23 protein-coding genes are annotated in these 26,988 nt (G+C 71.1%); 13 read left to right on the top strand and 10 right to left on the bottom strand.

The window, feature by feature from the left end; genetic code table 11:
- Positions 1-35 precede the first annotated feature (35 nt).
- Positions 36-1,409 (top strand): glycosyltransferase family 39 protein, encoded by a 1,374-nt coding sequence (locus ACYSUO_RS01540; protein ID WP_461774134.1) that lies wholly within the window; start codon positions 36-38, stop codon positions 1,407-1,409.
- A gap of 18 nt (positions 1,410-1,427) precedes the next feature.
- Here ACYSUO_RS01540 and ACYSUO_RS01535 read toward each other — a convergent pair whose 3' ends face one another.
- The 3 genes from ACYSUO_RS01535 to ACYSUO_RS01525 all read right to left on the bottom strand — a co-directional run bounded on the left by ACYSUO_RS01535 (position 1,428) and on the right by ACYSUO_RS01525 (position 3,097).
- Positions 1,428-2,108: a phosphoribosyltransferase gene (locus ACYSUO_RS01535; RefSeq protein ID WP_461774133.1), complete on the bottom strand. Its 681-nt coding sequence runs from the start codon at positions 2,106-2,108 to the stop codon at positions 1,428-1,430.
- An 80-nt stretch (positions 2,109-2,188) separates the two neighbouring features.
- Complete coding sequence (locus ACYSUO_RS01530) at positions 2,189-2,593, bottom strand: SseB family protein (protein ID WP_461774132.1); 405 nt, start codon at positions 2,591-2,593, stop codon at positions 2,189-2,191.
- Positions 2,594-2,683: 90 nt separating this feature from the next.
- On the bottom strand, positions 2,684-3,097 hold the full coding sequence (locus tag ACYSUO_RS01525; RefSeq protein WP_461774131.1) for a hypothetical protein: 414 nt from the start codon (positions 3,095-3,097) through the stop codon (positions 2,684-2,686).
- Positions 3,098-3,251: 154 nt separating this feature from the next.
- Here ACYSUO_RS01525 and ACYSUO_RS01520 point away from each other — a divergent pair, with 154 nt between their 5' ends.
- From ACYSUO_RS01520 to ACYSUO_RS01505, 4 genes are all read left to right on the top strand, one after another.
- Positions 3,252-4,004, top strand: a complete 753-nt coding sequence (locus ACYSUO_RS01520) for a response regulator transcription factor (protein ID WP_461774130.1) — start codon at positions 3,252-3,254, stop codon at positions 4,002-4,004.
- A gap of 162 nt (positions 4,005-4,166) precedes the next feature.
- Positions 4,167-4,637: an ATP-binding protein gene (locus ACYSUO_RS01515; RefSeq protein WP_461774129.1), complete on the top strand. Its 471-nt coding sequence runs from the start codon at positions 4,167-4,169 to the stop codon at positions 4,635-4,637.
- 188 nt (positions 4,638-4,825) lie between these two features.
- Positions 4,826-8,449, top strand: coding sequence for a bifunctional glycosyltransferase/CDP-glycerol:glycerophosphate glycerophosphotransferase (locus ACYSUO_RS01510; protein ID WP_461774128.1), 3,624 nt, complete (start codon positions 4,826-4,828; stop codon positions 8,447-8,449).
- Positions 8,450-8,480: 31 nt separating this feature from the next.
- Positions 8,481-9,623: a hypothetical protein gene (locus ACYSUO_RS01505; protein ID WP_461774127.1), complete on the top strand. Its 1,143-nt coding sequence runs from the start codon at positions 8,481-8,483 to the stop codon at positions 9,621-9,623.
- Here ACYSUO_RS01505 and ACYSUO_RS01500 read toward each other — a convergent pair.
- From ACYSUO_RS01500 to ACYSUO_RS01485, 4 genes are all read right to left on the bottom strand, one after another.
- Complete coding sequence (locus tag ACYSUO_RS01500; RefSeq protein ID WP_461774126.1) at positions 9,589-10,239, bottom strand: Pr6Pr family membrane protein; 651 nt, start codon at positions 10,237-10,239, stop codon at positions 9,589-9,591. The genes ACYSUO_RS01505 and ACYSUO_RS01500 overlap by 35 nt on opposite strands.
- Positions 10,240-10,413: 174 nt before the next feature.
- The gene (locus ACYSUO_RS01495) at positions 10,414-10,809 is read right to left on the bottom strand and encodes a VOC family protein (protein ID WP_461774125.1); all 396 of its coding nucleotides are present in this window, start codon (positions 10,807-10,809) and stop codon (positions 10,414-10,416) included.
- Between the two features lie 66 nt (positions 10,810-10,875).
- Positions 10,876-11,961: a LacI family DNA-binding transcriptional regulator gene (locus ACYSUO_RS01490; RefSeq protein ID WP_461774124.1), complete on the bottom strand. Its 1,086-nt coding sequence runs from the start codon at positions 11,959-11,961 to the stop codon at positions 10,876-10,878.
- A 154-nt stretch (positions 11,962-12,115) separates the two neighbouring features.
- Complete coding sequence (locus tag ACYSUO_RS01485) at positions 12,116-12,826, bottom strand: nucleotidyltransferase domain-containing protein (RefSeq protein WP_461774123.1); 711 nt, start codon at positions 12,824-12,826, stop codon at positions 12,116-12,118.
- Between the two features lie 264 nt (positions 12,827-13,090).
- Here ACYSUO_RS01485 and ACYSUO_RS01480 point away from each other — a divergent pair, with 264 nt between their 5' ends.
- Genes ACYSUO_RS01480 through ACYSUO_RS01460 form a run of 5 tightly spaced genes read left to right on the top strand, consistent with a single transcriptional unit; the run spans position 13,091 to position 20,213 of the window.
- The gene (locus tag ACYSUO_RS01480) at positions 13,091-14,332 is read left to right on the top strand and encodes an extracellular solute-binding protein (protein ID WP_461774122.1); all 1,242 of its coding nucleotides are present in this window, start codon (positions 13,091-13,093) and stop codon (positions 14,330-14,332) included.
- Between the two features lie 4 nt (positions 14,333-14,336).
- On the top strand, positions 14,337-15,335 hold the full coding sequence (locus tag ACYSUO_RS01475; protein WP_461774121.1) for a carbohydrate ABC transporter permease: 999 nt from the start codon (positions 14,337-14,339) through the stop codon (positions 15,333-15,335).
- Entirely contained in the window at positions 15,332-16,195 is an 864-nt protein-coding gene (locus ACYSUO_RS01470) for a carbohydrate ABC transporter permease (protein WP_461774120.1), read from the top strand. The genes ACYSUO_RS01475 and ACYSUO_RS01470 overlap by 4 nt, the downstream gene beginning before the upstream one ends.
- Positions 16,192-17,634 carry a sulfatase family protein gene (locus tag ACYSUO_RS01465; RefSeq protein ID WP_461774119.1) on the top strand — a complete coding sequence of 481 codons (1,443 nt, stop codon included), beginning with the start codon at positions 16,192-16,194 and terminating at the stop codon, positions 17,632-17,634. Before ACYSUO_RS01470 ends, ACYSUO_RS01465 begins: the two co-directional genes overlap by 4 nt.
- A gap of 35 nt (positions 17,635-17,669) precedes the next feature.
- Positions 17,670-20,213, top strand: a complete 2,544-nt coding sequence (locus ACYSUO_RS01460; protein ID WP_461774118.1) for a beta-galactosidase — start codon at positions 17,670-17,672, stop codon at positions 20,211-20,213.
- Positions 20,214-20,299: 86 nt separating this feature from the next.
- On the opposite strand, the gene ACYSUO_RS01455 is transcribed toward ACYSUO_RS01460, so the two are convergent.
- Both ACYSUO_RS01455 and ACYSUO_RS01450 read right to left on the bottom strand, forming a co-directional pair.
- Positions 20,300-21,910, bottom strand: coding sequence for an alpha-amylase family glycosyl hydrolase (locus tag ACYSUO_RS01455; protein WP_461774117.1), 1,611 nt, complete (start codon positions 21,908-21,910; stop codon positions 20,300-20,302).
- Positions 21,911-21,943: 33 nt separating this feature from the next.
- On the bottom strand, positions 21,944-22,756 hold the full coding sequence (locus tag ACYSUO_RS01450; RefSeq protein ID WP_461774116.1) for an endonuclease/exonuclease/phosphatase family protein: 813 nt from the start codon (positions 22,754-22,756) through the stop codon (positions 21,944-21,946).
- A 178-nt stretch (positions 22,757-22,934) separates the two neighbouring features.
- Here ACYSUO_RS01450 and ACYSUO_RS01445 point away from each other — a divergent pair, with 178 nt between their 5' ends.
- The 3 genes from ACYSUO_RS01445 to ACYSUO_RS01435 all read left to right on the top strand — a co-directional run bounded on the left by ACYSUO_RS01445 (position 22,935) and on the right by ACYSUO_RS01435 (position 25,763).
- Positions 22,935-25,037 carry a glycoside hydrolase family 3 N-terminal domain-containing protein gene (locus ACYSUO_RS01445; protein WP_461774365.1) on the top strand — a complete coding sequence of 701 codons (2,103 nt, stop codon included), beginning with the start codon at positions 22,935-22,937 and terminating at the stop codon, positions 25,035-25,037.
- A 110-nt stretch (positions 25,038-25,147) separates the two neighbouring features.
- The gene (locus ACYSUO_RS01440) at positions 25,148-25,345 is read left to right on the top strand and encodes an antitoxin (RefSeq protein ID WP_461774115.1); all 198 of its coding nucleotides are present in this window, start codon (positions 25,148-25,150) and stop codon (positions 25,343-25,345) included.
- A 103-nt stretch (positions 25,346-25,448) separates the two neighbouring features.
- Complete coding sequence (locus ACYSUO_RS01435; protein WP_461774114.1) at positions 25,449-25,763, top strand: EthD family reductase; 315 nt, start codon at positions 25,449-25,451, stop codon at positions 25,761-25,763.
- A gap of 18 nt (positions 25,764-25,781) precedes the next feature.
- Here ACYSUO_RS01435 and ACYSUO_RS01430 read toward each other — a convergent pair whose 3' ends face one another.
- Positions 25,782-26,957 carry a pyridoxal phosphate-dependent aminotransferase gene (locus ACYSUO_RS01430; RefSeq protein ID WP_461774113.1) on the bottom strand — a complete coding sequence of 392 codons (1,176 nt, stop codon included), beginning with the start codon at positions 26,955-26,957 and terminating at the stop codon, positions 25,782-25,784.
- Positions 26,958-26,988: the final 31 nt, after the last annotated feature.

Here is a 26,988-nt window from a genome sequence, read left to right as displayed (position 1 = left end):
GCAGTGCGGGACGCCTCTCGGCCTAGCGTTCCGGTGTGAACCCCCGCACCGACCCTCGCACGGACCCCCGCACCGAACCGCGCGGCACGCGCCGCGACCTGTACGCCGCCGCGGCCGCGCTGCTCCTCGTGCTGACCGCCGCGCTCGTCGGCCGCCACATCGAGGACACCTACGGCACCCTGCACGTCGGCGCGCCCCCGCTGTACGGCAAGTGGCTCCCGCACCTCGGACCCGGCACACCCGCCGCCCTCGCGGTGGCCGCCGCCGTCGTCGCGTACGGGCCCGCCCTCGCGACCCGGCTGCGCTGGCGCGCGCTGCTCGCCTCCGCCTGGGCCACGGCCACCGCCTGGATCCTCTCCCTCGCCCTGATCGACGGCTGGCACCGCGGCATCGCGAAGCGACTGACCACCAAGTACGAGTATCTGCAGGTCATCGACCGCTTCCACGACATCCCTGCCACCCTGCGCGACTACACCCGGCACATCCTCATCGACTCACCGGACCACTGGCCCGCCCACACGGCCGGACACCCGCCCGCCGCCCCGCTTACCTTCGTCCTCCTCGACCGCATCGGGCTCGGCGGCGGGGGATGGGCGGGCCTGTGGTGCATCGTCGTCGGAGCGACGGCGTGCGTGGCCGTGCTCGTCGCCGTGCGCGCGCTCGCCGGGGAGGAACTGGCGCGCCGCGCCGCCCCGTTCATGGTCGTCGTGCCGGGCGCGGTGTGGATGGGCGCCTCGGCTGACGCGTACTTCGCCGCCGTCGCCGCGTGGGCGGTGGCGCTGCTCGCGCTCGCGGTGAGCGGGCGTTCGGTCCGGTGGGCGGCCGGGGCCGGTCTGCTGTTCGGCCTGACCTGCTACCTCTCGTACGGGCTCACGCTGTTCGCGGTGATCGGGCTCGTGGTCCTCTTCCTCGGGCGGGGGAGAGTGCGGGAGCGGCCGGTGGCGCTGGCGGCGCTGTTCTGCGCCGGGCTCGCGGTCGTGCCGGTGGTGTTCACGCTCGCCGGGTTCAACTGGTGGGAGGCGTACCACCTGCTGATGACCCGTTACTACCAGGGCGCCGGCGGCATCCGGCCGTACGGCTACTGGGTGTGGGCCAATCTCGCGTGCACGGTCCTGGTCGTCGGTGTAGCGGCGGTGGCGGGGCTGCGGCGGACGGTCGGGCAGCTGGTCCGGCCGGACGACAGGGGAGGCGGGCAGGCCCGGCTCGCGCTCCTTGCCGGGGCCGCGCTCCTCGCCCTGCTCGTCGCCGACCTGTCCGGGATGAGCAAGGCGGAGACCGAACGCATCTGGCTGCCCTTCGCGATGTGGCTCGTCCCCGCCTGCGCGTTCCTCCCCCGGGCGAGACCGTGGCTCGCCGCGCAGGTGGCGCTCGCCCTGCTCGTGAACCATCTGGTGCTCACCGGGTGGTGACGGGGCGCGGCATACGGTTCAGCCGCGGCCGCTCGTCTCGTGGTGGTCCTCCTGGGCGTGGAACGCGTTCAGTACGTCCATCACCTCCGCGTCCGAGACCTGCGGGAACCGTTCGTAGCCCTCGCTCACGGCGCGGAAGTCCGCCGGCTGTTCGAGGCAGATCACGTCGCCCGTGTGCCCCCGCATGTCGGCCACGGTCTGCGGGCTGCCGACGGGCGCCGCGAGAACGAGGCGGTCCGCGCCCCGGCGGCGCAGCGACATGAGGGCCGCGGTGGCGGTGAGGCCGGTGGCGAGCCCGTCGTCGACCACGATCACCGTCCGGTTCTCGACCGGCGGCGCGGGGTGGTCGGTGCGGTACGCGTGGGCGCGGCGCCGCAGTTCGTCCCGCGCCGCCGCGACATCGGAACCGAGCCCTTCCTCGCTCAGGCCCAGGAGTTCGAGGGCTACCCGGTCGAACAGGGGCGGTTCCTCGCCGACGACGGCGCCGATCGCGGTCTCGCGGCGGCCCGGCACGCCGATCTTGCGGGCGACCAGGACGTCGAGGGGCGCGTGCAGTGCGTGCGCGACGGGCGCCGCCACGGGGACGCCGCCGCGTGGCAGCGCGAGCACGACCGGGTCGACGAGATCGCTGGAGTCGGCCCACTCCAGCATCCGTAGAGCGAGCTCTTCACCGGCGTGCGTACGGTCACGGAAGGGCACGGAGCCTCCTCTGTGGTCGTCAGTTGACCTCGGTGGGGGTGTGGGACGGGAGGGACCGGCTCAGGTCCGGTGGGGCCGGTTCAGGTCCGGTGGCCGAGCAACTCCCGTACGCCCTCGCCGTTGAGCGTCAGGGCGTCCGGTGAACCAGCGTCGATCGTCATCGACAGCTCCGTCGGCCAGCGCGCGGCGAGTGCGCCCAGCGGCACCGGCGTGCAGCGCGAGATGAACGGAAGCAGTTCCGACATGCGCAGCTCGGACGTGAACAGCGGGACCAACTGCTCGCCGCCGGGCTGCTCGATGACCGGCAGGGACAGCGCGGGGGAGGCCGAGTCCTGTTCCGGTCCCACCTCGTCGGGCACGGGCACGAGGACCTCGCACGCGGCGAGCGCGTTGAGCGCGCCCTGGTCCTCTGTGTTCAGGCTGAGGGCGCTGAGCGCCTGCTGCGCGGGGGAGGAGCCGTTCTGCGGGGTTGCGTTCGAATCCATGATCAAGCCTCTGGTGGATGACGGGTGGCGCCCCCGCGTACCCAAGGGGCACCGGTCCATGCAGCAGAGACACGAGGAACGGCGACCGGTTCAGGCCGCCGCCCGTCTCGCCCAGGCGCGGCCCCACCGCCCCATCATGTGCGAGCACAGCGGCCGGCCGTGCAGCAGCTCCACACCCTCCGTGGCGCCGGTGGCGACGAAGAAGCGGCGGCCCATGGACGACTGCAGCGTGGTGGTCCAGCGGTAGCCGTCACCGACGGCGATCGCGCCGCGCAGCAACTCGTGGCCTATCCCCTCGCGGCGCCACGACTCGTCGACCCAGATCGCCTGGATCCGCCCCACCGCGCAGCCCTCGCACAGCCGGAACCGGACCTCGGCGATCTGCCGGCCGGCCTGGGTGCGGGCGGAGATCCGCCACTGGCCGTCGGCGCCGGGGCGCTGTTCGGCGAGCATCACCACGGTTCCGTCACCGGTCGTGAACAGCCCGCCCGTCCTCCTACGCATGCGGGCCTCCTGCGGCGGTGCTGTGTCGGAGTTGTGCCCGCGCATCCTTTCACGCGGCGGGGCGGTGATGACAGGGGGTGCGCGGGGGTGGTCCGGGGGTCGGACGCGCGCCGGTCCGGCCGCTTGTCCGCGGCGTTCTGCATAGACTCAATCCGTGCATTCCGCCTATAACGGAAAGTTCCAGAAGGCCCTCCTGGGGTGCGGGGAGAGCGTCCCGGCCGAACGGGCGGCCGCGCTGTGCAAGGAAATCCTGAGCCTGGACGCCGTGACGGCCACGACCGCCGTCGAGCTCGTCGAGCGGGCCGCGGACGCCGCCCCCGACCTGGTGATCAGCGTGACCGACCTGCCGGACGGCAGCGCGATCGACGCGGTGCGGGAGCTGCGCGGCGGCGGTGACACCGTGCCCGTCGTGCTCCTCACCCGGCACACCGAGTCCAACCGGCGCGTGGCCGCGTTCGCGGCGGGCGCGGACGAGTACATCGTCCTGCCCGCGGACGCCACCGAGATCCAGATGCGCATCAGGGCGCTGATCCGGCGCTGCGTCTGGGAGCGCGAGGCCGCCGCGCCGGAGGCGGAGCCGCTGCCGGAGGAGCCAGGCCCCACGGGTGGCGTACGGGTCGGAGACATCGTGCTGGTCGCCGAAACCCGCACCGTCACCCGTGCCGGAACCCCCGTGGAGATGACCCCGACCGAGTACGGGCTGCTCGAATTCCTCATGGCCCATCCCCGGCAGGTGCTGTCGCGGCAGCAGATCCTCGGTGCGGTGTGGGGCCCGCACCACCAGGGCAGGGACGCCGTCGACACCTACATCCGGTATCTGCGCCGCAAGCTCGACCCGCTGGGCCCGCCCGCGATCCACACGAAACGCGGCTACGGCTACGTGTTCGACCCCGAGCGCGAGGCCTGACCCGCACCGTTGTGCCCGGTTCCGCGCGGCGCCGGGGGCGGGTCCCCGAGAACTCCCACTGAACGCCCGGCGGTCGCACGCCGTATTCCAAGCTGCTTTCACGGCTGCGCCGAATGTCATGGGAAGGGTGCCACCCCCACGTCCCGATCCGGAGGAACCGTCATGTACGTCTACCGCGCGAATGGTTCGAGCGAGCAGAGCGCAGCGGACGGTCGGCAGCCGCTGCCCGAATACGCGGAACGCTCCCGCCCGTTGCTGACCTGGAACCAGTCCGTCGAACTCGCGGCCGCGCAGGCCCGCGAGCGCGTGCGGCAGGCGCTCGGCGCCTACGCCGTCGACCCGCGCGCCGTCGACGCGGCGGTCGTCGTCGCCAGCGAACTCGTCGCCAACGCCTGCCAACACGCCCGCGGCCCCTACCAGTTGCGCCTCACCGTGAGCCGCACCCTGTGCGTCGAGGTCCTCGACCGTGGCCCCGGCCTGCCCGCCGCGGTCCTGCGGCGTACCCCTGTCGGGGCCAACTCGGTCGAGCGGGGCCGCGGTCTGCTGCTGGTGGACCGGCTCGCCGGCGGGGCGTGGGGCAGCCGGAGGCTCGCGGGCGGGCACTGTGTGTGGGCCGAGATTCCGGCACGCTGAGGCGCTGATCCGCGAATCCGGATCCCCGGCCCCGATCCCGGGATCCCGATTCCCGGAGGACTCCCGGGTTCCGCCCCGACGTCTCCCACAGCGGTCACGGATTGCCCCGCTTTGATGGAAATGGCTGGTCGTGGAGTTTCGGCTCCTGCCCGCGACCGGCATCCGTCGAACCCGGAGGGATCATGCCCGTGGCCGCGCCGCGACTCAGCGTCGTCGTACCGTTCCAGAACGTGGACGCCTATCTCGAGGAGTGTCTGCGCTCGATCTCGCTCCAGACCTTCACTGACTTCGAGGTCGTCCTCGTCGACGACGGCTCGACCGACGGCTCCGGCGAGCTCGCCGCCCGGCACTGCGCCGCCGACCCGCGCTTCCGCCTCGTCCGGCAGGAGGCGCACGGCCCCGGCCACGCTCGGAACACCGGTCTGCGGGCCATCCACCCGGACGCCGAGTTCCTCGCCTTCGTGGACGGCGACGACGTCATCCCGGACTACGCGTACGAACTGCTGATCGGCACGCTCACGAAGAGCGGCTCCGACTTCGTCTCCGGCAACGTCCGCATGATGAACTCCCGCACGTCCTGGCCCTCCACCCTGCACCACAAGCACCTGGCCCGGGACCGGCGCCGCACCCACATCACCCGGCAGCACGGCCTGATCTTCGACCGCACCGTGTGGAACAAGGTGTTCCGCCGCTCCTTCTGGGACCGCACCGGCATCACGTACCCCGAGGGCATCCTGTACGAGGACGTGTGGGTCAACCTCGTCGCCCACTACAGCGCCGAGCACGTCGACGTCGTCGGTACGCCCGTCTACCACTGGCGGCGCAGGGACCGGGGCGCCGTCCCGTCGATCACGCAGACCAACCACGCCCTGGGCAACGTCCGCGACCGCATCACCGCCGTCGGCTCGGTGAGCCGCTATCTCGCCGAGCGGGCGCGGGAGACCGAGGAGTACGTCGAGCACAAGCGGCGCTACGACCGGTCCTGCCTCGAGTCCGACCTCATGATCCACCTCAACGTGCTGGCGGACGCCGACGACGAGACCCGCGCCTACTTCATGCGGCACGCGGCCGCGTTCGTCGACGAAGCGGCCGAGGGCATCGTCGCGGAGCTGGGCGCCGTCGACCGCGTGAAGTGGAGCCTGGTGTGCGCGGGCAAGCTGGACGAGCTGCTGGCCGTTCTCGAATTCGAGCGAGGCAACCGCGGCTCGCTGCCCGTCCGCCGCCGGCTCCGCCGCCACCTCGCCTACCCGCACCTGGGCGACCGCGGCACCGGCGTGCCCAAGAGCGCCTACCGCCTGGGCCCCGAGTTCACCCTGCGGGGCTCGCTGGTCAGCGCGGAATGGGAGGGCGGCAAGCTGCGGATCGCCGGCCGCGCCTACATCCGCAACCTCGATGTCAGCCGGCGCCGCCACTCGCTCAAGGCGGTCGCGCTGCGGCAGAAGAAGCAGGGCCGGTTCCTCGCGCTGCCCGCGCGCACCACCTACGCGCCGGAGGCCACCGAGCACTCGGGCCAGCAGCGCTACTCCTACGACTGGTCAGGATTCGAGGCCACCATCGACCCCGAGCGCCTCAAGCACAAGGGCCGGTGGGTGGAGGGCACTTGGGACGTCGCGGTCGGCGCGTTCAGCCGTGGTCTGTTCCGGTACAAGTCGCTCATCGCCGGTGACGCGGGCAGCGCCTCCCACCCGCGGGACTTCTACGTCGACAAGAACGTCCGCGTCGTCCCACTCTTCGTCAACGGCGCGCTCAAGCTCCGCGTGGAGATCGTCCGCGCCCGCATCACCGGCCACCGCGTCAGCGGCGAGCACCTGGAGCTGCGCGGTGTGCTCCTCGCGCCCGAGACACCGCCGGCCGCCACGCTGCGGGTCCGCGCGCTCACGGGGGCCGCCGAGCACGACGCGCCGGTCGACTTCAAGGACGGCGGCGAGGGCTGGTGCACGTTCCGCACCCGGATCCCGCTGCACGCACTCGCTCCTGCGGGCGGCGCGGACACCCCCGAGGCGTGGCGCATGGGCAGCAACGGCTGGAAGACCTCGCTGCACATACCCGGCCGCAAGCGCCCGCTGTACCCGGTCGTCGCCCCCGACACCGCCGACGGCGCCCACCCGCTGCCCGACCGGGTGGCGGCGGACCGCGAGGTCGTCGTCCTGCGCAACGCCCCCGGCTACCTGGTGTTCTTCGTCCGCGACGAACTCCCGGTCGCCGACCGCTGCGCCTGGGTCGACGACGGCCGCCTGACCGTCGAGGGCGCCTTCCCCGGCCAGGAGCACCTGTCGGCCGAGGAGCGGGCTGACCTGCGCCTCGTCGTGCGCTCCCGTGCCAAGGGCGAGGAGCGGGACTTCCCCGTGGAGTGTCTGGCCGGTCGCTTCCGGTTCGCGCTCGACCCTTCGCGCGTCGAAGGGCTGAATGGAGCGGTGCCGCTCGCGGCGGGCCGCTGGGACTTCGCGTTCCGCGTGCCGGGCCGCGCCCGCGACCTCGTGCTCAAGGCCCGCCGCGACCTCGTCGCCGGACTGCCCAGCGAACGGACCCTGGCCGGGCGCCGCTTCGAGGTGCAGGCCCAGCAGCACGACCGGTTCACGCTGCGCTCGCACTCCGGCATCCCGGCCGCCGCGCGCGGACCGTACGCACAGCGCCAGTTGCGCACCCGCCACTACCCGCACTGCCGCAAGCGCCCGGTGCGCCCCGCGGTCCTCTTCGACAGCTTTCGCGGTACGCAGATCGCCGACAGCCCGCGCGCCGTCTTCGACGAACTGGTATGCCGGGGAACGGAGTTGGAGCTGCTCTGGGTCGTCCGCGACGACCAGGTCGAGGTTCCGGAGCATGCCCGCGCCGTCCGCATGTGGTCGCCCGAGTGGTACGAGGCCCTGGCCCGCTCCCGGTACCTCGTCTACAACAACCACTTTCCGGCCTGGTTCCGGCGCCGCGAAGGACAGACCGTCGTCCAGACCTGGCACGGCACCCCGCTGAAGAAGATCGGCCACGACATCGAGTCGGTGCACTTCTCCGACCAGGGCTACCTGGACCGCCTGGCCACCGAGGTCGGCCAGTGGGACATGCTCGTCTCGCCGAACTCCTTCAGCACCCCGATCCTGCGCCGCGCCTTCGGCTTCGAGGGCGAAATGCTGGAGACCGGGTACCCCCGCAACGACGTGCACCACCACACGGAACAGGAGCAGGCCCGACGCGCCGCGCTCGTCCGCGAGCGGATCGGCCTGCCCGAGGGCAAGAAGGTCGTCCTGTACGCGCCGACCTGGCGCGACGACCAGTACCACGCGGCGGGCAAGTACACGCTCGACTTCCGCATCGACCTCGACGACGCGCGGGCCCGACTCGGCGACGACCACGTCCTGTTGGTGCGCCGCCACCCCAATGTCGTGGACCCGGTGCCGGGCGCGGGCGACGGATTCGTCTTCGACGTCTCCACGTACAACGACATGGCCGACCTCATGCTCGTCACGGACGTCCTGGTCACCGACTACTCGTCCCTGATGTTCGACTTCGCCAACACTGGCCGGCCGATGCTCTTCTTCACGTACGACCTCGACCACTACCGCGACACGCTGCGCGGCTTCTACTTCGACTTCGAGGCGTCCGCGCCGGGCCCGCTCCTGCACACCTCACGCCAACTCATCGACGCCGTAAGGGACATCGACTCCCTGAGCCGCACGTACGCCCTCAAGTACCGCCACTTCACGGAGCGGTACTGCGACCTGGAGGACGGCTCGGCCTCGGCCCGTGTCGTCGACCGGATGCTCGGCGTGCCGAAACTCCCCGCCCTGCCCTCCCGCAGCCGCTTCCGTCGCGCGGCCTGACCCCACCAACGAGCAGAGGAACGACTCCCGCATGTCCCGCACCTCCACGGCCCACGGCCGCCGCATGTTCACCGGCACCGACACGGCCGGACCGGTCCCCGTCGACTACCGCTTCTTCCACGCCCGGGGCGGCAACCGTCGCCTGGTCGTCGTCTTCGCCAACTTCGACGCGCCCGACGAGTACGGCTGGTCCACCGGCGTCCTGGACACTCTGCGCGCCAACGTCCTGTGGATCCGCGACAGCTTCGACGGCCACAACAGTTACTACCTGTGCAAGGAGGGGGACTTCGGCATCGAGGACGCCGTCGCCGCGACCATCGACCGCTTCGTCGACGCACTCGACCTGACCCGCGAGGACTGCGTCCTGCTTGGCACGTCGAAGGGCGGCAGCGCGGCCCTGCACTTCGGCCTCAAGTACGGCTACCGCAACATCGTGTCGGTCGTGCCGCAGTTCAGGATCGGCTCCTACGTCGAGAGACTCCACCCGCGTACCGCCGCCTACATGCTGAGCCGGGACGTGACCAACGCCGAGGTGCGCGCCCTCGACGAGGCGCTGCCGTCGCTGGTGCGGGAGAGCGCGCACCGCGACGCCAACATCTACCTGGTCTCCGCGGTCGGCGACCCCCAGTACAGGACGGAGATCGAGCCGCACCTGACCCTGTTCGCCGACTACGACAACTTCAACTTCATCCTGACCGACTCCCCGCACGCCCCCGCCCACGACCGCGTGGCACGGCGCAACGTCCCGGTCGTCATGGCCCTGGTCAACCTCCTGATCGACGGCATCGCGCCCCGCATCGGCTTCGCGCGCAACGGCTACGAGGACCCCGACACGAGCCGCCCCGCCCTCGACGACCACCTCAGGGCCACGGCCGCGCCCGGCACCTGGGTGGACGCCCCGCGCGTCACGACGCCCGAGGCGGGCCACGAACCGGTGCGCTTCGCGGGGGTCGCGGCCGGCGCCGCGCAGGTCCAACTCTGGGAGAACGCCCGCTTCCTGGGCAGGGCGCAGGTCGCGGAGGACGGGGCCTGGTCCTGGACGCCCCGCACCCCGATGGCCCACGGCGAACACGTCGTCAAGGTCTTGGCCCTGAACGCCAACGGCGCCGACTCGGAGCGCACAGTGGTGCGCTGCCGCGTCAGAAGTGATCGGGAAGTGGCAGCGGCCGCTTGACCCGGCGGCCGAGACGCCGGTCGATCCACGCGAACAAGCCGGCCAGCAGGCCCGCGACCACGAGCACCCCGACGATGTTCCGCAGCGCGAGGCCGTAGCCGCGGGCGTGCACGTCGAGGAACGGATACGGGTACCAGTCCGTGACCGCGCCGTGCACGAGCGTGTACGCGATCCACAGCGCGGGCCACACGAAGGCCAACCCCACGGTCACGCCGTCGATCCGCCCGCGCGGCCCGAACAGCAGCCAGCCGACGAGCGTCATCGGCGGCGCGACGTAGTGCAGTCCCACCGTGATCCACAGGGAGACACCCTCGACGTGGATCTGCGGCGCGAGGACGATCGCGAACACCAGGCCGGTGATCGTGATGCCGAGCAGCGCGTCGAGCCGCAGCACGCGCCACCCGGCCCCGTCCCGGCCCGGGCGCAGCACCAGGATGACGGCGCTGGCCAGGACGAGGATGTTGCTCTGGATGGTGAAGTAGCTGAGCATGCGCACCAGCCGGGTCCACGTGCCGGCCTCGTCCCCAGTCGTGTCCCCGGCCCCGGCGGAGGATCCACCGCTGAACACGAGCACCAACTGCGCGACGAGCGCCGCCGCGACGACGACGGCCAACACGCCGTGCCACACCCGGGAGGGGCCGGAGGCTCGGTCAACGGCTGCTCGGGGCGCGGGTCCTGTGATGGTGATGACGGACTCCTCGATCTGAGACGTTGTGCATGTTTCATCGAGTATGACCGATATGGGGATGGCGGTGAGGGCGGGGTGCGCGGTGTGTAGTGGGCGCTGTGGCTAGTCGGACGGTGCCAGCGTGCGCAGAACGTCGAACTCGTTGCCCTCGGGGTCGGCCATGACCACCCAGGTGCGGCCGGGGCCCTGGCCCACGTCGACCCTGGTGGCGCCGAGGGCGAGCAGCCTGGTCGCCTCGTCGTCGGTGCCGCGGTCGATCGGGCTGACGTCCAGGTGGAGCCGGTTCTTCACGCTCTTGCCCTCGGGTACGCGGATGAACACCAGGGTGGGCGGCATCTGGCGGGCCCGGACCTCCTCGACGGTCGGCTCCCAGGAACCGATCTCGACCTTGTCCTCGCTCCGTTCGAGCACCTTGAAGTCGAGGACCTCGCACCAGAAGGCGGCGAGCCGCTCCGGATCGTGGCAGTCGACGACCAACTCGGTGAATCTACTGGCCATTTGCTCCCCCAGGAGGCGTGGACGGGGGCTCAGCCTATCCAGCCGTCCAGCGAAAGGGGCCGGGCCTCAGCAGCCGCAACTCGCCCTGCGCACCACCGAGACCGGCAGCGTCAGCGACTCGGGTTCCTTGTCCCCCTGCCCGCCGAGGCGCCGCACCAGCAGCTCCACCGCCTCCTCGCCCATGCGGCGCATCGGCTGACGGACCGTGGTGAGCGCGGGGCGCACCATGCGGCTGAGCGGGATGCCGTCGAAGCCGGTGACCGTCACGTCCTGCGGCACGCGCAGACCGCGCCGCTCCAGCGTGTGCAGGGCGCCGACCGCCATCTGGTCGTTGGCGAAGAGCAGGGCCTCGGGGTGCTCGCCGGAGCGGTCGAGCAGGGTGTCCGCGGCGCGTGCGCCCTCCGCCTGCGTCATCATGCCGACACGTACATCGGGTGCGTCGGCCACGTCGATGCCGGCGGCGCGGCAGGCCTCGGTGTAGCCGCGGAAACGGGCCTCCACGTCCGGGGAGTCCTCCGCCGAGCCCACGTAGGCCAGGCGGCGCAGGCCGTGGTCCTCGATGAGGTGGCGGGTCAACTCGCGCTGGCCGTCGGCGTTGGCGACCTGGATGTGGTCGAGCCGCACCGGGCGGTCCTGCTCGCCGGGTTCGCGCGGGCCTGCCAGCATCACGACGGGCTGCCGGCGCGATATGACCTCCAGCTCCTCCGTCGGAACGGTGCGGGCGAGCACCGCGAAACCGTCGACACGCCCCGCCACCTTCGCGACCAGGGTTTCGGGGCCGCTCTTCAGCGACGCCGCGATCAGCAGCGCGTAGCCGTGCCGGCGCGCGGCCCGCTCCATGCCGCGGATGATCTGGTCGGAGTAGAGCATCGCGGCGTTGTCGTCCGGCTCGTCGCCGACCCCGGCCTCCGCCTCCGACTCGGCGTCCGGATCCGAGTAGTCGGGAAAGCACAGGCCGAGCACGCCGGTCGAACGGCTCGCCAGGCCTCGGGCGTTGCCACTCGGGACGTAGCCGAGCTCGCGGGCTGCGGCGAGCACCTTCTCGCGGGTCTGCGCGCGCACGGAGTCGGGGTTGCGGTAGACCCGCGACACGGTGGCGATCGAGACACCGGAGCGTTCGGCGACGTCGTACACCGTGGGGGTGGTGGTCATCTGGGCGGCCCCCGAGTCTGCTGCGGGGGCGTGACCGGCCCTCCGACGGATGAAAGCGCATTCACCATAGGTGGGGGAGCGGGGTGGAGCAAGGCTGGGGCTCCGCAGGTCCGGGGCGGGGTCACCTCAAGCCCCGGACCTCAGGCCCCGGGCCTCAGCCGCGGCGGAACCCGGCCCAGAACGCCCCACCCGCCGACTCCAGGATCTCGCGCGCCACATCGGTGAAGCGCCGCACGGCATCGTCGTCATCGGGGCCGGACAAGGCCGCCGTCGCGCTGCTCGCCAGACGGTGGTGCAACTCCGCGTCCGCGTCCGCGAGCCGCCGCGACAGCCACTTGCCGGTGCCGAGCCAGTGGCCGCCCGCGAGCAGCGCCAGTTCCGTGGCGCGGCGCAGCAAGTGTCCGACCAGATAGGTGTGTTCCAGGGGCTCGGTGCAGCCGTCCAGGTCGTCGAGGGTGTCGGTGACGGCGTACCGCAGTTCCTCCAGCTCGGCCTCGGAGGCGGGAGGGGGACCTGCGGCCCACCGCCGCCCGGCCTCCGCCCGCAGCTCCGCGCCGATCCCGTCCGCGTCGGACAAGAGCAGACCTTCGGCGCACATGGCGAGGAGCGGGGAGCGGCGCGCCGCGGTCTCGCGCTCGACGAAGCGGTACCAGTCCGCCTCGGTCTGTACGAACAGTTCCGCGGGCCACCCCTCGTAGTGGAGGCTCTCCCGGTAGGGCGCGGGCGGTCCTGACAGCAGGACCACGATGTCCAAGTCGGAGCGCGGCGTGCGGCGTTCGGTCAGCACGCTGCCCGCGAGGAAAGCGGCGCGGGCGTCGGGGAAGCGGCTGCGTACCAGTTGCTCTGCGGCCTTCACGTGATCCATGAGGGCAGTGTGGCGTCGGCGGTGCGTGCCGGGCACCCGGTTTTCGGTGATCCGCGACCCACCCCTCCGACTCCCCGTCCCGCACCTTCAGTTCAGCAGGTTTACCCAAGCGTTACCTCTGTGGCTCTTGAGCTGACCCAAACCGTGCGTCAGGGTCGTGCCTGCATCGTTGTGTAAGCGCATACAGGCAGCGCATACAACGGCTGTTGCCGCTTGCTCGCCCCAGCCCGAGCACAAGCGCGTATTGCGCGTCTAGGAGGAGCCATGTCACGCACCACCCTGTCCACCGGTCTGGCCCTGACCCTCGTGTCGGCCATCGCCCTGACCGGGTGCGGAAGCGGAGGTGGCGAGGAGGTCGCGGCCGACGCCAAGCAGACGCTGACCGTGTGGGCCATGGGGGAGGAGGGCGCGCGACTCAAGCCCGTGGCCGAGGAGTTCACCAAGGAACACCCCAACATCAAGGTGAAGATCACGCCGGTCGGCTGGGACGTCGTGCACCAGAAGCTGGTGTCCTCCCTGGCGGGCAAGAAGCTCCCGGACATGGCGCAGATGGGCTCGACGATGATGGGTGAGTTCATCGCCCTCGACGCCCTCGAACCCGTCGACACCAAGGCCTTCAAGCGCTCCGACTTCTTCCCCGCGACCTGGGACAGCAACGTCAAGGACGGCACGGCCTACGGCGTCCCCTGGTACTCCGACGTGCGCGCGCTCTACTACCGCACCGACCTCGCCAAGAAGGCCGGTGTCACCAAGGCCCCGACCACCTGGGCCGACCAACAGGCGCTCGCCACCGCGTACAAGAAGCACGGTGCGGAGTACGGCACCCAGTTGCAGCCCGGCAGCACCGGCGCCTGGCAGGGCTGGCTCCAGTACCTGTACTCGACGGGCGGTGAGCTCATAGGGAAGGACGGCAAGCCCGCGCTCGACTCGCCGGAGGCCGTCAAGGCCTTCAAGGCGTGGGGGAGTTACTTCGACAAGGGGCTCGCCAAGAAGAACTTCACGCCCGGCGAGGACGCGGCCAAGGACTTCTCCAACGGCAAGCGGCCGATGTTCCAGTCCGGCCCCTGGATGGTGCAGAACATCAACGACCAGCACCCGGAGCTGAAGGGCAAGTGGGCCGTCGCGCCCGTGCCCGGCGACACGTCGTCCACCTCCTGGGTCGGCGGCTCCTCCCTGGTCACCTTCAAGGACAGCGCGCACAAGGCGGCCGCAGAGGAGTTCACCAAGTACCTGGCCACGCCCAAGGTGCAGGCCCACTGGTACGAGGTGGACAAGACGCTGCCCGCCGCGAAGGCCGCCTGGGACCAGCCCGCGATGAAGAACGGCGACGCCTCGCTGCCCGTCTTCGAGAAGGCGCTCGGCTCGGCCAAGGCCGTCCCGCCGGTGGAGAAGTGGAACGAGTTCGCCGTGCAGATCGAGACCTCCCTGGAGAAGATCGCCCGCGGCGCCGACGCGAGCGCCATCGCGAAGCAGCTCCAGAAGTCCACCGAGGGACTGGTGGGCTGACGTCATGAGCTCCACCACCGCGGCCACCGGCGCCGAAGGCCGCGTGCGCAAGGACCCGGAAGGGGCGGGACGTACCGACGACGTCCCGCCCCGCCCGGGCGGCAAGGGTCTGCGCAAGGACCGGCTCGCGCGCCACAATCTCGCCGGCTGGCTGTTCTCCACGCCGTTCCTGGCCGTGTTCCTCACCTTCATGGCGTTCCCGATCGTCGCCACGCTCGTGATGAGCTTCACCGACTTCGGCCTGCGCAACGTCACCGACCCGCTGTCCGCACAGTTCGTCGGCCTGGACAACTACACGCAGCTGTTCCAGGACGACAAGTTCGTCCGCGCCCTGCTCAACACCCTGTACTTCGTGGTCCTCGGCGTGCCGCTCACCATCGGCTCGGGCCTCGTCACGGCCGTCCTCCTCAACTCGGGCATCGACCGCTTCCGCACCTTCTTCCGCGTCGGCTTCTACGCCCCGGTGGTCACGGCCATCGTCGCGGTCGCCGTCATCTGGCGCTTCGTCCTCGACCCCAGCGAGGGCCTGATCGCCGGCATCGGCCACCAACTCGGCTTCTCCACCCCGGACTTCCTCGCGTCCGAGACGCTCGCGATGCCGTCCCTGATCGTGATGGCGGTCTGGCGCAACATGGGCACGGCCATGGTGCTGTTCCTCGCGGGCCTCCAGGCCATCCCGACCGAGGTGCGGGAGGCCGCCCGCATCGACGGCGCGGGCCCCTTCCAGGAGCTCCGCAAGATCACGGTGCCGCTGCTGCGGCCGACGATGCTGTACGTCGCCGTGATGACCACCATCGGCTTCCTCAACGTCTTCGAGGAGCCGTTCGTGATGACACAGGGCGGCCCCAACGAGGCCACCATGACGCTGTCCCTCGACATGTACCGCGAGGGCTTCGACTTCTTCCACATGGGCTACGCCAGCGCCATGGCGTACGTCCTGTTCGTGATCGTCCTCGCGGTCACCTCGCTCCAGCTCCGCCTGCTGAAGGACAAGACCTCATGAGCGCCACCACGACCGACGTCCGGAGCCGCGGCGGCAGGTCGCGCCTGTCGCGCACCTCCGTGTACGTGCTCCTGAGCGTCGGCCTGCTCGTGATGGTCGCGCCGTTCCTGTGGATGGCGCTGTCCTCCTTCAAGACCCCGCGCGAGCTGGGCGCGAGCCCGCCCGTGTGGATCCCCACCGAGTGGACGCTCGCCAACTTCGGCAAGCTGGCGGACCTGATGGACGTCGGCCAGGCGTTCTTCAACTCGGCTTTTGTCGCCGTCTTCGTCACCGCCTGCAACCTGCTGTTCTGCTCGATGCTCGGCTACGCGCTCGCCAAGCTGAACTTCATGGGCAAGCGGCCGGTGTTCGCGATGGTGCTCGGCGCGCTGATGGTGCCGGACAACCTCATGCTGCTGCCGAAGTTCGTCATGATGAGCGGGATGGATCTGGTCGACAGCTATGCCGCGCTGATCCTGCCGTTCGCGGCCGGCGCCTTCGGTGTCTTCCTGATGCGCCAGTTCATCCAGGCCGTGCCCGACGAACTCCTCGAAGCGGCCCGGATGGACGGCGCCCGCGAGTGGTACATCTTCTGGCGCATCGTGCTTCCGCTGGTCAAGCCCGCCCTGGCGACCCTGACGATCTTTACGTTCCTGGGGTCGTGGAACAACTTCCTGTGGCCGCTCGTCGTCACCAACGACCCGTCCAAGTACACGCTGCCGGTTGCCCTCGCCACGTTCGCCACCGACCCGACGCAGGCGGACGGCTCCAACGGCGTGCTGATGGCGGGCGCCTTCCTGGTCGTTCTGCCGGTGCTGCTCGTCTTCGTGCTGCTCCAGCGCTTCTTCACGCAGGGCATCGCCACGGCGGGCCTCAAGTGACGCGGCGGGCAAGGGCCGGGACCACGCCTCCCGGAAGCCGCCGCCCCAACCTCGTCCTCTTCATGACCGACGACCACGCGGTCCCGGCCATCGGCGCGTACGGCAGCGTCATCAACACCACCCCGGCCGTGGACCGGCTCGCCGCCGAGGGCATGCGGTTCGACAACGCCTTCTGCACCAACTCGATCTGCTCCCCGGCCCGCGCGAGCCTGCTCACCGGCACGTACAGCCACATCAACGGCATGACGACGCTGGAGCAGGACGGCCAGAAGTTCGACTCCGCGCAGCCGTCCTTCCCGGCGCTGCTCCAGGCCGCCGGCTACCAGACGGCCATCATCGGCAAGTGGCACCTCGGCCACGGCCCGCAGAGCGACCCGGTCGGCTTCGACCACTGGGAGATCCTGCCGGAGCACGGCGTCTACCACGACCCGACGTTCGTCACCCGCGACGGCGAGAACCAGTACACCGGCTACGTCACCGACATCATCACGGACCTGGCGCTGAACTGGCTCGACGGGCGCGACCCCGACAAGCCGTTCGCCCTGCTCATCCAGCACAAGGCGCCGCACCGCCCGTTCGAACCGGCACAGCGCCACCGCCACCTGTACGAGCACCAGGACATCCCGGCGCCCGCGACACTCCACGACGACTACAGCCACCGCTCCAGGGCCGCCGTCGAGGCCGAGATGCGCATGAGCGATCTTCAGGACAGTGACCTCAAGGCGCCGGTCCCCGAAGGTCTTTCGGAGCGCGAGGAGCGGGAGTGGCGCTACCAGCGCTACATCAAGGAGTACCTGCGGGTCATCGCCGCGCTAGACGAGAACGTGGGCCGCGTCCTGCACCACCTCGACGTGACCGGCGACGCCGCCGACACCGCCGTCGTCTACACCTCCGACCACGGCTTCTACCTCGGTGAACACGGCTGGTTCGACAAGCGGTTCATGTACGACCCGTCGCTGCGGATCCCGCTCGTGGTGCGCTGGCCGGGTGTGGTGCCCGAGGGATCGACCTGCGACGAGCTGGTCGTGAACGTCGACTACGCGCAGACGATCCTCGACCTCGCGGGCGCGGAGGCCCATCCGCGCATGCAGGGCCGCAGCCTGCTCCCGCTGCTGCGCGGCGAGCACCCGGACGACTGGCGGCAGGCCGTCTACTACCGCTACTTCGAGCACCTCGACGTCTGCCACAACGTCCAGGCCAGCTACGGCATCCGCACCCACACCCACAAGCTGATCCACTACCCCGGCCACGGCTCGGGCCAGGTCGGCGCGAAGGAGGAGCGCAGGACACCCGAGTGGGAGCTGTTCGACCTCACCCGTGACCCGGACGAACTGCACAACCGCTACGACGACCCGGCGTACGCGGACCTCGTCGAGGAACTGACCGAGCAGCTCACGCAGCTTCAACTGCACTACCTGGATGTGCCCGAGCATCTGTGACGGGCACCGCCCCTCCTCCCCGCACCGGAGCGTTCATGCACCCTGCCCCGCCCACGGCGACCACCGGCACCCGCCGCCGCACCGTGCTCGCCGGTCTCACCGCCGCGTCGGCCGGCTTCGCGGCAGGCGCCGGCACCGCCACCGAAGCCGCCGCCGCCGAGCCCGACACCGGCACTCGCATCGAGGCCGATGTCACCTTCCGCGACAAGCAGTTGTGGATCGACGGCGAGCCCACCGTGGTGATGGCCGGCGAGATCCACTACTTCCGGCTGAAGCGCGCGGACTGGCAGTCCCGCCTGGACCGCGCGAAGGAGGCCGGGCTCGACACCATCGCCACGTACATCCCCTGGATGTGGCACGAGACCGGCGAGGGCAGCCTTGATGTCACCGGACGTACCCGTCCCGAACGCGACCTCGGCGCCTTCCTCGACCTGTGCCGCGACAACGGCTTCAAGGTCATCGCCCGGCCGGGCCCCTTCACCATGGCCGAACTCAAGGGCGAGGGCGTGCCGCTCCGTGTCGGCAAGGAACATCCCGAGATCGTCGGCACCGGCTGGGACGGCGCCGAGGCCACCACCGCCGCCCTCGACTACCTCGCCCCGGGCTACCTCAAAGAGGTCGAGCGCTGGTACGCGGCCGTCATGCCGGTGCTCGCCAAGCGCCTGCACCGAAAGGGGCGGCCGGGCGTCATCGCCTGCCAACTCGACAACGAGATCGGCATGTTGGCGTGGGTCAGCAACGGCCCGAACCTCACCCCGGGCCTCCTGGCCGACTTCAACGACTGGCTCGACACGACATACGGCGACGGTCTCAAGGGCCGCTACCCCTTCGCGGGCGCGTCCGCCGACGAGCGCGACAAGGCGATCCGCGCCCCCAAGGACGCGTACTCCGCCGCGCTCATGCACGACCTCGGCACGTTGATGCGCGGCCGATTCGCCCGCTACGTCGACGAGTTGAAGCGCTACGCGCACGACGGCGGCGTCTCCGGCATCCCCTTCCGCATCAACATCCACGGCACCGGCGGCGGCACCGCGGAGAACTTCCCCATCGGTATCAGCCAGCTCATGAAGACCTACGCGGGTAGGCCCGGAATGATCGCCGGCGCCGACTTCTACCTCGGCGACCTCGACGTCCACAACGTCACCGACCTGTACCTGATCAACGCCTTCATGGACGCGGTCGGCGACGACGAACAGCCCCTGTCTGCTCTGGAGTTCGACGCCGGACACGCCGACTACGGCAACACCCTGTCGGACCAGAGCGACGCCGAGAGCACCTGGCTCAAGACCCGCCTCTGCCTCGCCCAGGGCAACAAGATGCTCAACTACTACTTGTTCGCAGGCGGATTCAACCCCAAGCTCGAACGGCCGACGGGCGACGGCAACGACCGCATCGGCATCACCGGCGAACGCCACGGCTTCGCCGCGCCCGTCGACCCCGAGGGCCGGCGCGGCGTCAGCTTCGAGCCGACCCGCCGCAGCGCCCGCTCGGTCCGCGCGCTCGCCCCGCTCCTCGCGACGGCCCGACCCGAGTACGACGACGTGGCACTGGCCTTCGTACCCGACCACTACCTGACCGAGTACCACCCGCCCGGGCGGGACAAGGCCGACGCGGTCCTCGCCGATGTGCAGGGCACCCGCGGATACGGTCCCGGCGGCGCCCTGACCCGCGCCATGCTCCTCGGAGGCTTCCGCTACCGAAGCATCAACCTGCAAGCGGGGGACGTCGACCCGAAGGACGTGCCGGTGCTCGCGCTCGCCACCGGCGAGTACCTCGCGGCCCCACTGCAGAAGCGGCTGGTGCGCTACCTGGAGGCGGGCGGCAGGCTGGTCCTGTCCGGGAAGGTGCCCGGCAAGGACATGGCGGGCATCACCTGCACGGTCCTCCAGGACGCGCTCGGCCTGAGGCCCGAGAGGACCATGACCGACGCCGACCGGTTCTGGCTGTCCGTGTCCGCGCACGGCTGGGCCGAGGGCATCGCCGAAATCCGCGTGGGCAAAGCGCAGTTGAGCACGGCGAGCCGGGGCGCGACGATCCTGCGCGAACTCACCACCGGCAAGGGCTGCGGCTTCGACATCCCCGTCGGCAAGGGGCGGGCCGTCGTCGTCGCCACGGACTACCGCTGCGACCTCGACTTCTGGCTGGGCGCCTTCCGCGAACTCGGCGCGACACCCGCCGTGCGGCACTCCGCCACCCGCCCCGGCGTCTTCCTGCTCACCACGCGCGACGCCGACGGCGGCCGCCTGCTGCACACCTTCAACGTCACCTCCGGGTACGCGGAGGACGTCGCCGTCACCGAGAAGGGCAAGGCCCTCTTCGGTGGCGAACGCCTCCACATCCCCGGCCGCAGCGCGGCGATCCTGCCGCTGGGGGTGACGGCGGGCGGCCTGCGCCTCGCCTACGCCACCGCCGAGATCACGGGTGTCGGCGACGGGCAGGTCACGTTCCGCGCGCTGGGCGCCGAGGCCGTGGTCGCCGTCGACGGCCCGGCACAGTGCGTGGGCGCCAAGGTGTCGACCGAGGGCGGGCGAACGGTGCTGCGTGTGCGGCGCGAAGAGTTCACGGTCCGCAAGGGCTGAGAGAGACGCGTCAGTGGGGGCCGTCCCCGTGGCCGGCCCCCACTGACGTCCACGCCAGAACTCGCATACGTCAGAAATCGAATACGTCAGAACTCGAAGATCCCGAAGCCGAACCCGGCCGCCCGCACCGCTCCTCCGGCCACCTCCACGCCCTGCGCGAGCAGCGGCGTCGCGGCCCGGCCCGCGTACGCGGACGGCAGCTCGAACGTGGTGGCGTCGCGGCCCGGGTTGACGATCACCAGATGGTGCTCACCGCGTACGTACACCAGCGGGTACCCGTCGTGCAGCACACGGGTCGAGCCCCGGGAGCCCAACTCCGGGCGTGAGCTGCGCAGTTCGATCAGGCGCCGGACCAGGTGGAGGAGCGAGTTCGGGTCGGCCCGCTGGTCCGCGACGTTCGGCCGGGCCGGTTCCTGGTCGAGCGGCAGGTACAGCTTGTCGGCCGGGGCGGTGGAGAAGCCCGCGTTCTCGGTGGCGTCCCACTGCATCGGCGTACGCGAACCGGCCCGGTTGTAGCGCGGGCCGAGCCGGCTGCCCTCGTGGTCGGGCAGGCCGGGGACGTAGCGCATGCCGATCTCGTCGCCGTAGTAGATCGCCGGCAGCGTCGGCCAGGTCAGCTGGAAGGCGAACGCGGCGGGGAGTTGCTCCGCCGTGCGCGGGCCGCAGCACAGGCGGGAGAAGTCGTGGTTCGCGGTGGGCAGGCAGGCGAACCCGGCGTCGCCGATGGTGTCGGTCGTCGAGCGCCAGATGTCGAGGAACGTACGCGGGGAGCCCTGCGCCTCCGCCCCGAAGTACGGCTCCAGGGGCTCCCAGGGCTCGCTCACCGTGCCCTCGAAGTTGTTCCAGAGGGACCGCAGGGCGATGCCGTCCTGGACGGGGCCGAACTGGAGGAAGAAGTCGCCGTGGAAACCGGCGGGGACCGAGGTCGCCGGGTCGCCCCACTCGGAGAGCAGCGCGGCGTGCGGGTGCGCGGAGTCCAGCCAGCCGCGCAGCTCCCGCCACAGCGCCGAGGTCGCCGATTGGTCGGGGTCGTCCTTGACCAGCGACGCCGCCATGTCGACGCGGAAGCCGGACAGGCCGAGCGACAGCCAGTGGTCCATTACGTCGCGCAGCGCCTGCCGGTTGGCGCGCGGGCCCTCGGCGTCGACCGGCAGGCGCCACGGCTCGGCCGGATCCTGGCGTGCGTAGCCGAAGTTGAGGGCGGGCTGCGACTCGAAGAAGTTCGGCAGGTAGAAGCCGGGCCGGCTGCCGGGCGAGGCGACGAAGCCGCCGGGGAGCGTGGCCGGGTCCTCGGGGTTCGCCCAGATGTAGCGCTGGTCGGCGGGGTCGTTCGCGGACGCCGTGAACCAGGGGTGCGCGTCGGAGGTGTGTCCCGCCACCAGGTCGAGCAGGACGCGGATACCGCGGCCGCGGGCGGCCTCGACGAGGCGGGCCAGGTCGTCGTTGGTGCCGTAGCGGGGCGCGACGGAGAAGTAGTCGCTGACGTCGTACCCGGCGTCCAGGAACGGGGAGGCGAAGCAGGGGTTGAGCCAGACGGTGTTCACGCCGAGCCACGACAGATGGTCGAGCCGCGCCTCGATCCCGGCGAAGTCGCCGATGCCGTCCCCGTCGGAGTCGGCGAAGCTCTGCGGATAGATCTGGTAGAGCACGGCGTCGGCGAGCCACTCGGTGGCGGGGCGTCGGTCGGACTGCGACACGGTGAACGTCCTTCGGGGTGCGGGTGGTTGTGGTCAGCGGGCGGGCGTGTGCGGGACTCGTACCTCCGCGCGCACCGGCAGGTGGTCCGTCGGGCGCAGGCCGTCCCGGGTGAACTCGTCGAGCACGACCTCGCGGACCAGCGTGCCCGGTGACACGAGGATCCAGTCGATGCGCTCGCCGTCCGGCTCCGGTGTGCCGTAGTCGTGGAAGGTGCCGAGGGCGGGCCCGCGGCGCTCGGCGACCTCCCAGGCGTCCACCAGGCCCGCCGCGTCGAGCAGCGCCGCATGCACATCGCTTCCCGCGGCGGTGTTGAAGTCGCCGGTCACGATGCGGGGGATGCCCGGGGCGAGGGAGTCCAGACGGTCCGCAAGGAGGTGGGCGGCGCGGTTACGTGCGTGCGCGCTCGCATGGTCGAAGTGCGTGTTCGCGGCGAGGAGTTCGGTGCCGGTCGCGAGGTCGCGCAGCCGCAGCCACGTCACCATGCGCGGGCAGCCGCCGCCCCAGGTCTCCGAACCCGGCACCTCCGGTGTGTCGGACAGCCAGAAGTCGCCGTGCTCCAGGGCCTCAAGGCGCTCGCGGTCGTAGCCGACGGCCATGAACTCGCCGCTCTCGCCGCCCTCCCGGCCCTGCCCCACCCACGCGTAGCGCTCGCGCCCGAGATCGTCGGCGAGGTCGCGCAGCGGCTCCCGCAGACCCTCCTGCGTACCGAGCAGATGGGGCCGCGCGGCGCGCAGCAGCTCCGCGACGAGCGGGCGGCGCCCGCGCCACGGACGGGGTGAACCGGGCCAGTCCACATGCAGGTTGAGCGTCATGACCCGGAGCAGTCCCGATTCGTCGTCCGTCATGGGAAACCTCCGGGAAGGCCCGGTGGGGGCCTTGTCGCCACCAATTGAATGCGCTTACATTCATGCCGCGCGAGAACGTTAACTTCGCGGACATCGATACGGCAACAGGCAGAGAAGGCTTCGAGGTCACCCCGTGCTGCGAGCGTACGAACCACAAGTCAAGGAACTGCTGGACCGGATGACGGTCCAGGAGAAACTGGGGCAGCTCCAGCAGCTGACGTGGACCGGCGAGACAGGGCCCGGCGGCGGGCAGACCGCCGAGACGGAGGAGGCCGCGCGGGCGGGACGGCTCGGCTCCGTCCTGAACATCCACGGCGCGGCGCACACCAACGCGCTGCAGCGCATCGCCGTCGAGGAGTCCAGGCTCGGCATCCCGCTCCTCTTCGGCCTCGACGTGATCCACGGCTTCTGGACCACGTTCCCGATCCCGCTCGCCCAGGCCGCCGCCTTCGACCCCGAGGTGTCCCGGAGCGACGCCGAGGTGGCGAACGCCGAGACCAGGACGAACGGGGTGCGCTGGACGTTCGCCCCGATGATGGACGTGACGCACGAGCCGCGCTGGGGCCGGATCGCCGAGGGCTCAGGGGAGGACCCGTACCTCAACGCGGTCTACGCCGTCGCCAAGATCCGGGCCCACCAGGGCGCGGCCGACGGCAGCGAGCTTGCGCACGACGACCGGCTCGCCGCCTGCGCCAAGCACTTCGTCGCGTACGGCGGCGCGGAGGGTGGCCGCGACTACAACACGGTCGACATGTCCGAACAGCGGCTGCGCAACCACTACTTGCCGCCCTTCAAGGCCGCGGTCGACGCGGGCGCGGCCACCGTGATGGCCGCGTTCAACACGGTCGGCGGCGTTCCCGCGCACGGCAACGCGCACACGATGCGGGCGATACTCAAGGACGAGTGGGACTTCGACGGCTTCGTGGTCAGCGACTACACGGGCGTCCAGGAGCTGATCGCGCACGGCTTCGCGGAGGACGGCGCGGACGCCGCAGCCCTCGCCTTCACCGCGGGGATGGACATGGAGATGGTCTCCACGAACATCACCGAGCACGGCGAGAGCCTGGTCGCGTCGGGTGAGCTGCCGCTCGACCGCCTCGACGATGCCGTCGCCCGCGTCCTGCGCCTGAAGTACGCGCTCGGCCTGTTCGACACCCCGTACTGCGACGAGTCCGTCGAGATCACCGAACCGAGCCCCGCCGCCCGTACGGCCGCCCGTGCGGCGGCCGCGCGCTGCATGGTTCTGCTCAAGAACGAGGCGTCGGCGCTGCCGCTCGCGCCGGACGTCGGCTCGGTCGCCGTCGTCGGCCCCTTCGCCGGCTCGACCGACCTGCACGGCACGTGGGCGGGCCCCGGCTGCCGCCGCTTCCCGTCGGTGAGCGTCGTGGACGCGGTGCGCGACGCGGCCCCGTCGGCTTTGGTCACGCACGCGGGCGCCGACCCTACGGAGGCGGCCGACGCGGCCCGCGAGGCGGACGTCACCGTGGTCGTCGTCGGGGAGGACCCGGCGCTCAGCGGCGAGGCCGCGGCCCGCGCCGACATCGGGCTGCCCGCGGGCCAGGAGGAGCTGATCGCCGCGGTCGCCGCGACCGGCAAGCCGTACGTGGTGGTGCTTGTCAACGGCAGGCCGCTGGTCCTCGGCGACTGGTACGACGCGGCGCCCGCCGTCCTCGAGGCCTGGCACGGCGGCATCGAGGCGGGAAGCGCGGTCGCGGACGCCCTGTTCGGCGCGGTGAACCCGGGCGGCAAGCTGCCGGTGACGTTCCCGCGCGCGGTGGGCCAGATCCCCGTCTACTACAACCACGAGAGCACGGGCCGCCCCTACGACCCGGACGAGAAGTACACCTCCAAGTACCTCGACCTCGAGGACGGCCCGCGCCTGCCCTTCGGCCACGGCCTGAGCTATACGACGTTCACGACATCGACCCCGACACTGTCCCGCGAGTCGCTCACCCGGGACGAACTGGGCGACGGCGCCACGGTCGACGTGTCCGTCACGGTCACCAACACCGGCGACCGCGCCGGCGACGAGACCGTCCAGCTGTACGTCCATGACGTCGCGGCGAGCATTGCCCAGCCCGTCCGCAAGCTCCGCGGCTTCCGACGGGTCACCCTCGCGCCCGGCGCCGCGACCACGGTCACCTTCACCCTCGGCGAGGAGGACCTGGGCTTCTGGACCAACGACCCGGCGGGCACCTTCCGCGTCGAGCGGGGACGCTTCGACGTGTACGCGGGGACCAGCTCGACCACGCGCGCGTACGGGACGCTGCGCGTGCTGTGACCTGGGGCGTGCCCGGGGTCCCGCTTCGTGCCCCCGCGGATGCGCGCGCATGCGAGCAACGCCCACAGGGGCGATCCTGGATGACAGGAGAGGTCCACGAGGAGGTTGCAATGTCTGCGATGGACAAGATCAAGCAGATGATCAAGGGGCGCGAGTCCCAGGCCGGCAAGGGCATCGACATGGCGGGCGACGCCGTGGACAAGAAGACTGGGAACAAGTACCGCTCCCAGGTCGACTCCGCCCAGGACCACGCCAAGAAGTATCTGGGAGCGGACAAGGACAAGGGGCAGGACGGGTCGCAGAAGTAGCCGGACTGCTCCGTCCCGGCCGGGGAAGGTGACAGTGGTGCGGGAGGGCCGTGCCGAACACGGCCCTCACCTTGAGCGGACCGTGCCACGAGGAGGCCGACCGATGTACCGGATGACCGTCATCTACGATCACCCCGCCGACCCCGAGAAGTTCCTGAAGCACTACCGGGAGGTGCACGCGCCGCTGGCCTCCCAGACGCCGGGGCTGCGCTCCTTCCAGTGGAGCGTGTCCGAGATGCCCGACGGCTCGCGGCCGCCGCACTTCGTGGTCGCGGCGCTCGACTGGGACTCCAAGGAGGACGCGTTCGCCGCGCTCGCCACACCGGCCGGCAAGGCGGGCGCCGACGACATCGCCAACTTCGTCGCCCCGGGCGGGGTCAGCGTGAGCTTCTCGGAGGTCATCACCTACCCGCTCTGAGGGCGCCGCTGTTCAGGTTCACCGCAGGGTGGCCACGAACCCGCCCAACCGCTCGATGCCCTCGCGCAGTTCATCGGCCGACGCCGCGTACGACAGCCGTACGTGTGTGTCGGCCGTGTGCGTTCCGAAGTCGCGGCCCGGGGTGAGCGCCACATGTGCCTCCTGCAGGGCCCGCTCGCAGAACTCCCACGAGCTGAGACCGGTGCCGGCGACATCGAAGTACACGTAGAACGCGCCGTCGGGCGGGACAGGCACGGGCAGACCGATCCGCCGCAGGCCGTCGAGGACGAGCGCGCGCCGCTCGCCGAACTCGGTGCGGCGCTCCTCGCAGACCGCGAGGGACGCCGGGGTGAAGCACGCCAGAGCGGCCCGCTGGGCAGGGGCCGAGGCGCACAGGAAGTAGTTCTGGGCGAGCCGCTCCAGCGCCGGGACCAGCTCCTTCGGCGCGACGCACCAGCCGAGCCGCCAGCCGGTCATGCCGAAGTACTTCGAGAAGCTGTTGATGACGATGGCGTCCGGGTCGACCGACAGCGCGCTGCGCGGCGGCCGACCCTGCTCGTCGTGGTCGCTGAGGTCGAGGTAGATCTCGTCGACGATCCGCCACGCGTCGCGCTCGCGTGCGAACCGGCAGATCGCGTCGAGCTCGTCGATCGGCGCGGAGGTCCCGGTCGGGTTCGAGGGCGTGGCGACCATGACGCCCGACGTCCGGTCCGTCCAGTGCTTCCGGACCGATGCCGCGTCCAGCTGGAAGCGGGTCTCCGCGGTCGTGGGTACGAGGGTGACGTGCGCGCCGAAGCTCTCGACGATCTGCCGGTTGCACGGGTACGAGGGGTCCCCGATCAGCACCTCGTCGCCGGCGTCGACGAGAGCCGCCGTCGCCAGCACCAGGGCGGCGGAGGCACCGGCGGTCACGACGACGCGGGACGGGTCGACCTCGACGTGGTGCCGCTCCCGGTAGAAACCGGCGATCGCCTCCCTGAGCGCGGGCAGGCCCAGCGCCTGCGTGTAGGGGAGTGGCCGCCCGTCCATGGCCTCGCGCATCGCCTCCCGCACCGCAGGGGGCGCCCCGAAGTCCGGTTCCCCGATGCTGAGTTTGACGACGTGGTGGCCTGCGGCCTCCAGCTCCGCGGCCTGCTTGCCGAACTCCATCGCGTAGAACGGGGCGACGTTCCGCGCACGCTGCGAGATCTTCATGCCGCGACCTCCGTCATGATCGCGACGGGGA

It is taken from the genome of Streptomyces sp. UC4497, from assembly GCF_054871485.1.
The sequence above is the reverse complement of the archived record's forward strand: the minus strand, read 5'-3'. Positions and strand labels throughout refer to the sequence as shown.

What these genes read in the sequence shown, in the direction of transcription:
- ACYSUO_RS01445 (WP_461774365.1), top strand. Translation starts at nt 22,935, where the DNA reads ATGACGGTCCAGGAGAAACTGGGGCAGCTCCAGCAGCTGACGTGGACC.
- ACYSUO_RS01435 (WP_461774114.1), top strand. Translation starts at nt 25,449, where the DNA reads ATGTACCGGATGACCGTCATCTACGATCACCCCGCCGACCCCGAGAAG.
- ACYSUO_RS01530 (WP_461774132.1), bottom strand. Translation starts at nt 2,593, where the DNA reads ATGGATTCGAACGCAACCCCGCAGAACGGCTCCTCCCCCGCGCAGCAG.
- ACYSUO_RS01440 (WP_461774115.1), top strand. Translation starts at nt 25,148, where the DNA reads ATGTCTGCGATGGACAAGATCAAGCAGATGATCAAGGGGCGCGAGTCC.
- ACYSUO_RS01475 (WP_461774121.1), top strand. Translation starts at nt 14,337, where the DNA reads ATGAGCTCCACCACCGCGGCCACCGGCGCCGAAGGCCGCGTGCGCAAG.
- ACYSUO_RS01450 (WP_461774116.1), bottom strand. Translation starts at nt 22,756, where the DNA reads ATGACGGACGACGAATCGGGACTGCTCCGGGTCATGACGCTCAACCTG.
- ACYSUO_RS01485 (WP_461774123.1), bottom strand. Translation starts at nt 12,826, where the DNA reads ATGGATCACGTGAAGGCCGCAGAGCAACTGGTACGCAGCCGCTTCCCC.
- ACYSUO_RS01460 (WP_461774118.1), top strand. Translation starts at nt 17,670, where the DNA reads ATGCACCCTGCCCCGCCCACGGCGACCACCGGCACCCGCCGCCGCACC.
- ACYSUO_RS01505 (WP_461774127.1), top strand. Translation starts at nt 8,481, where the DNA reads ATGTCCCGCACCTCCACGGCCCACGGCCGCCGCATGTTCACCGGCACC.
- ACYSUO_RS01470 (WP_461774120.1), top strand. Translation starts at nt 15,332, where the DNA reads ATGAGCGCCACCACGACCGACGTCCGGAGCCGCGGCGGCAGGTCGCGC.
- ACYSUO_RS01480 (WP_461774122.1), top strand. Translation starts at nt 13,091, where the DNA reads ATGTCACGCACCACCCTGTCCACCGGTCTGGCCCTGACCCTCGTGTCG.
- ACYSUO_RS01515 (WP_461774129.1), top strand. Translation starts at nt 4,167, where the DNA reads ATGTACGTCTACCGCGCGAATGGTTCGAGCGAGCAGAGCGCAGCGGAC.
- ACYSUO_RS01490 (WP_461774124.1), bottom strand. Translation starts at nt 11,961, where the DNA reads ATGACCACCACCCCCACGGTGTACGACGTCGCCGAACGCTCCGGTGTC.
- ACYSUO_RS01495 (WP_461774125.1), bottom strand. Translation starts at nt 10,809, where the DNA reads ATGGCCAGTAGATTCACCGAGTTGGTCGTCGACTGCCACGATCCGGAG.
- ACYSUO_RS01430 (WP_461774113.1), bottom strand. Translation starts at nt 26,957, where the DNA reads ATGAAGATCTCGCAGCGTGCGCGGAACGTCGCCCCGTTCTACGCGATG.
- ACYSUO_RS01525 (WP_461774131.1), bottom strand. Translation starts at nt 3,097, where the DNA reads ATGCGTAGGAGGACGGGCGGGCTGTTCACGACCGGTGACGGAACCGTG.